The organism is Cardiobacterium sp. (assembly GCF_057314735.1).
The window spans coordinates 1-5079 of record NZ_DBHKZK010000074.1; the positions used below are offsets into that span (position 1 = coordinate 1).

Below are 5079 nucleotides of genomic sequence, written 5' to 3' on the forward strand. Positions count from 1 at the left end.
GGTTGGGTGACGGGTTTGGATTCGGATTGGGTTGCGGGTTGGGTGACGGATTCGGATTGGGCGACGGATTCGGGTTAGGTTGCGGGTTTGGATTCGGTGACGGATTTGGATTCGGCGACGGCTGCGGGTTCGGCGACGGATTCGGCGCGCTGTTGTCGGCGACCGCAGCGGTGGCGTCGCTGGTCGGCGTTTCGTGGTTTTTGGCGTTGTCGTCGTAGGTCGCCTGCACCGTGATTTTCGCGCCCTTTTGCGCGGCGGTGAGGGTAAAGGTTTGACTGGTTGCGCCGTCGATGTCCTTGCCGTCGGCAAACCATTGGTATTTGACACCGGTTGTTGGCACGCCGTCTTCGTCGGTGACAGTCGCTTTCAGCTCGCTGCCGACTTTGGCATCGCCCGTAATGCTGACTTTGCCCGCGTGGTTGGGCTGCGGTTGGGGGTTCGGCGACGGATTCGGGTTGGGGTTGGGTGACGGGTTCGGATTTGGATTGGGTTGCGGGTTGGGCGCACTGTTGTCGGCGACCGCAGCGGTGGCGTCGCTGGTCGGCGTTTCGTGGTTCTTGGCGTTGTCGTCATAAGTCGCCTGCACCGTGATTTTCGCGCCCTTCTGCGCGGCGGTGAGGGTGAAGGTTTGACTGGTGGCGCCGTCTATCGCCTTGCCGTCGGCAAACCATTGGTATTTGACGCCCCTCGTTGGCACGCCATCTTCGTCGGTGACAGTCGCTTTCAATTCACTGCCGACTTTGGCGTCGCCTGTAATGCTGACTTTGCCCGCGTGATTCGGCTGCGGGTTGGGCGACGGATTCGGGTTCGGCGATGGGTTCGGGTTGGGCGATGGATTCGGGTTCGGCGATGGATTCGGGTTCGGCGACGGGTTCGGCGACGGGTTCGGGTTCGGCGACGGTTGCGGGTTTGGGTTGGGCTGCGGGTTCGGGTTCGGTTGCGGATTCGGGTTGTTGGGATTGTTCGGACCGGGCGGGAACAGTGGGTTGGTGTTGTTGCCCGGATTTTGGTTCGGCGGGGTCGGGGTGTTGCCGGGGTCGCTCGGGTTTTGCGGGTTCGGGTTGGGTTGCGGGTTTGGCGTGTTGTCGTGGGTGTCGTTTTTGTGGTGCTTGTTGTGGTTGTGTGCCGCGATGGCGATGCCACCGGCGACGAGGCCGACCGCACCAATGGTGCCGAGTACGCCCAGGGTGGACGGCCCGCCGCTGCTGCCTGCCGCTACTGCGCCTTCCGCGCCGCTGGCATAGGCAGGCGCGGTTTCGATGTGTTCGGCAAGCACGTGTTCAGGAGTGACGATGACCGGGTAGCGGTAAAGCTCGCCGTTGTTTTGCATGCCGACTAGCGCGCCTTCGCCACGGGCAAAATAGTCTTTAATGACAAGATCGGTGCCGCTGCTGTTGTCGAAGGAGATGAGCAGGTCGCCGCCGCTGCGCGCGGTGTCGATGCGCACCGGACCGGTGCCGGTCGCCGCATCGGTGAACTGGTAGTACGCGCCGTTGATGGCGTCAATTTGTTCAACGCTCACGGTGTTCAGGTTGTACTGGGCGATGGTGTTGCCGTCGGCGGTTTTCAGGGTGAGAGCGATGTTGCTCATGTTGGCTTCCTTTCTTGAGGTTTCTAGTTAATCGGGTTTATGGGGTTGTGGGCGTGTCTTTTAGAGGATGGTGACGGCATTCATGATTTCATCGACGCTGAAGGCGTGGCCGTCGTGCGAGTGGATCTGGATGGCGTTGATGTAGCTTTCGCTGCCTTTATAGACTTTGTATTGCAGGCGCTGCACATGCGCCGCCGCTTCAAATTCGACGCGGTCGAATTGCAGTGTCCAGCCTTCGCCCCGGGTGAGGACGATGCGGTCGCCTTCCGCCGGGTTGAAGTCGAGGATTTGGTCGTTGTCGTGGTAGGGGAAGCTGTTTTCGCCGTCCATCGCATAGACGAAGGTATCCGCGCCTTTGCCGCCGGCGAGGTAGTCCACGCCGTAGCCGCTGACGAGGGTGTCGTCACCGTCGCCGCCGCGCAGGGTCGCGCCGGGGGTTTGGCTCGCCGGGTTTTGCAGCATATGGTTGCCGTGCGCCTGGACGTAGTCAAGGAGCGCCTGTCCTTCGAGATTGACGAGCTGGGCGTAGTCTTCGGCGTTGATGTTCGGGCTGATGAGGACGCTGCCGTGGTCGCCGCCGTGGATGGTGTCGTGTATCGGGCTGGGCGCGTCATTGACGTGGCCGTTGCCGTCGTCGCTGGCGATGACGTTGCCGTTGTCCAGCAGTTGCGCGTGCAGGGTGACGTCGTCGGTCTGGCTCAGGTTGTTGTGGGTCAGCGTCGGCACTTTGACTTGTATTTCGGTCGCGCCTGCGGGCAGGGTGATTTCGCCGTTATGCACGGTTTGCGCGACGCCGCCGATGCTGGCGCTGATGTCGCGCGGGGTGTAAACGCCCGCGTCGTGGCCTTTGTCGTTCCAGCCGACGGGCGCCCATTCGGTCAGCTCCCACGGGAAGTCGTTGATGTCGCTGGGGTCGCCGCCGATTTTTTGTGCGATTTCGCCGCCGGTGCGCCACGGGTTTTCTTTGCCGCGCGCGAGGTAGTTGTTCGGCGCTTCGGCGTTGAAGGCGAAGTTGTTGAGGTTTTTGTCCGCGCCGTAGCCGCCGTAGGTTTGCGCCGCCTTGGCGATCATTTTGGTCATCGGGCTGAGCGGTGAGCCGTCCGGGCGGCGGTAGGCGTCAAGGTCGATGTCCTGGCGGATGCGGAACCATTGTCCTTCGGCGGGCGCGTTCGGGTTGTCGTCGGCGCCGTCGTTTTGTTGTGCCGGGAAGGAGGTGACGCCTTTCTTCGCGTTCGGCAGGGTGACGGAAACGGCGTGGTTGATGCGTCCGGCGAGCACTTCGGAGACGCCGATTTGGCTCAGCGGGTTGAGCATACCGACCACCGCCGAGCCGCCGTGGGTGTGCTGCATCCAGAAGTTTTTCGCGCCGAGGCCACTCATGCCCGCCTCGCCCTGGAAGTAACCGGCGGCGCTGACGTCCCAGCCGTCGGCGGTTTTCACCGCGTGGAAGTATTCGCGCATCAGCCCGGTCGCCTTGTCGTACACGGCGAAGGAGGCGTCGCCGCCGCCTGCGGGCTGGGCGTAGTCGGGCAGCGGGATGCGGCCGAGGACGTGCGCGCTGATGTCGCCGGAGGCGGTGATGCGGTCGTCGTGCGAGGTGATGTTGGCGTAGTGCTGCTGTGGGTCGCTGCTATCGACGATGTAAATCGGGATGTTGTAGGCTCTGGTGTTGAGACCGGTGACAACGCCGTAGGCGTTTTTCGCCATCGTCGGCGCGTAGGCGGTGATGTCGGCGCTGTTGGCGGCAAGCGGCATATCGGCGACGCTGCGGGTGAACACCGTGCCGTTGCCGAGGTATTCGCCCGGCTGGAACGGGTCGGCGGTTTTGGCAAGCTGGTCGGCGGTTTTGGCAAGCTGGTCGGCGGAGAGGGCGCTGTCGTGGTAGTCGGTGCTGAGTTTCAGCACCTGCCCCGCCTGCGCCGGGCTGGCGAGTTTGACGGTGTAAACCAGTTCGTTGCCCTCAATCACCGCGCTGGCGTCGCTGACGTCCAGGCCGTTTGTCGCCGGCGGCTGCGGTTTGGCGATGTCGCTCGCCGCACTGGTCGGCGTTTCGTGATGGCTGGCGTTGTCATCATAAGTCGCCTGCACGCTGATTTTGTGTCCGGCGTCTGCGGCGGTGAGCTGGTAGCTTGCCCCGGTCGCGCCACTGATGGGCTGGCCGTCGCGCTGCCACTGGTAGGTAATTTGCGTGCTGTCCACGCCGTCGGCGTCGTCAACTTTGGCGGTCAAGGTTTCGCCGATTTTCGCCTCGCCCGTAATGCTGACTTTGCCCGCATGATTGGGCTGCGGGGTGGGCGACGGATTCGGGTTGGGGTTGGGTGACGGATTCGGCGTGCTGTTATCGGTAACCGCAGCGGTGGCGTCACTGGTCGGCGTTTCGTGGTTTTTGGCGTTGTCATCGTAAGTCGCCTGTACCGTAATCTTCGCGCCCTTCTGCGCGGCGGTGAGGGTAAAGGTGCTGTTGGTCGCGCCGCTGATGGCTTTGCCGTCGGCAAACCACTGGTATTTGACGCCCGTCGTCGGTACGCCATCTTCGTCTGTGACAGTCGCTTTCAGCTCGCTGCCGACTTTGGCGTCGCCGCTGATAGTGACTTTGCCCGCGTGGTTGGGCTGCGGTTGCGGGTTGGGTGACGGGTTTGGATTCGGATTGGGTTGCGGGTTGGGTGACGGATTCGGCGCGCTGTTATCGGCGACGGCGGCAGTGGCGTCGCTGGTCGGCGTTTCGTGGTTCTTGGCGTTGTCGTCGTAGGTCGCCTGCACCGTGATTTTCGCGCCTTTTTGCGCGGCGGTGAGGGTGAAGGTCTGCCCGGTCGCGCCGCTAATCGCCTTGCCGTCGGCAAACCATTGGTATTTGACGCCGCTCGCGGGAACGCCGTCGGCGTCATCAATGGTCGCTTTCAATTCGTTGCCGACTTTGGCGTCGCCCGCAATGCTGACTTTGCCTGCGTGGTTGGGCTGCGGTTGCGGATTGGGCGACGGGTTCGGGTTGGGTGATGGATTCGGATTGGGTGACGGGTTCGGCGATGGATTCGGTGCGCTGTTGTCGGCGACGGCAGCGGTGGCGTCACTGGTCGGCGTTTCGTGGTTTTTGGCGTTGTCGTCGTAGGTCGCCTGCACTGTGATTTTCGCGCCCTTCTGCGCGGCGGTGAGGGTGAAGGTTTGCCCGGTCGCGCCATCAATCGCCTTGCCGTCGGCAAACCATTGGTATTTGACGCCGGTTGAGGGAACGCCGTCGGCGTCGTCAACTTTGGCGGTCAGCGTTTCGCCGACTTTTGCCTCGCCGCTGATGCTGACTTTGCCCGCGTGGTTGGGCTGCGGTTGCGGATTGGGCGATGGATTCGGGTTGGGTGACGGTTGCGGGTTCGGCGACGGTTGCGGGTTCGGCGACGGTTGCGGATTCGGCGACGGGTTCGGATTCGGCGACGGTTGCGGATTCGGCGACGGTTGCGGGTTCGGCGACGGTTGCGGGTTCGGCGACGGTTGCGGGT

Annotated in this window: 1 protein-coding gene and 1 pseudogene; both read right to left on the reverse strand. The window is 63.1% G+C overall.

Features of this window, described 5'->3' with window-relative positions:
- Positions 1-1591: pseudogene (locus ACO54Z_RS11060) on the reverse strand (hypothetical protein); the annotation flags it as partial.
- Positions 1592-1651: 60 nt separating this feature from the next.
- A partial coding sequence (locus ACO54Z_RS11065) for a hypothetical protein (protein WP_485997060.1) occupies positions 1652-5079 on the reverse strand: 3428 nt, incomplete at its 5' end.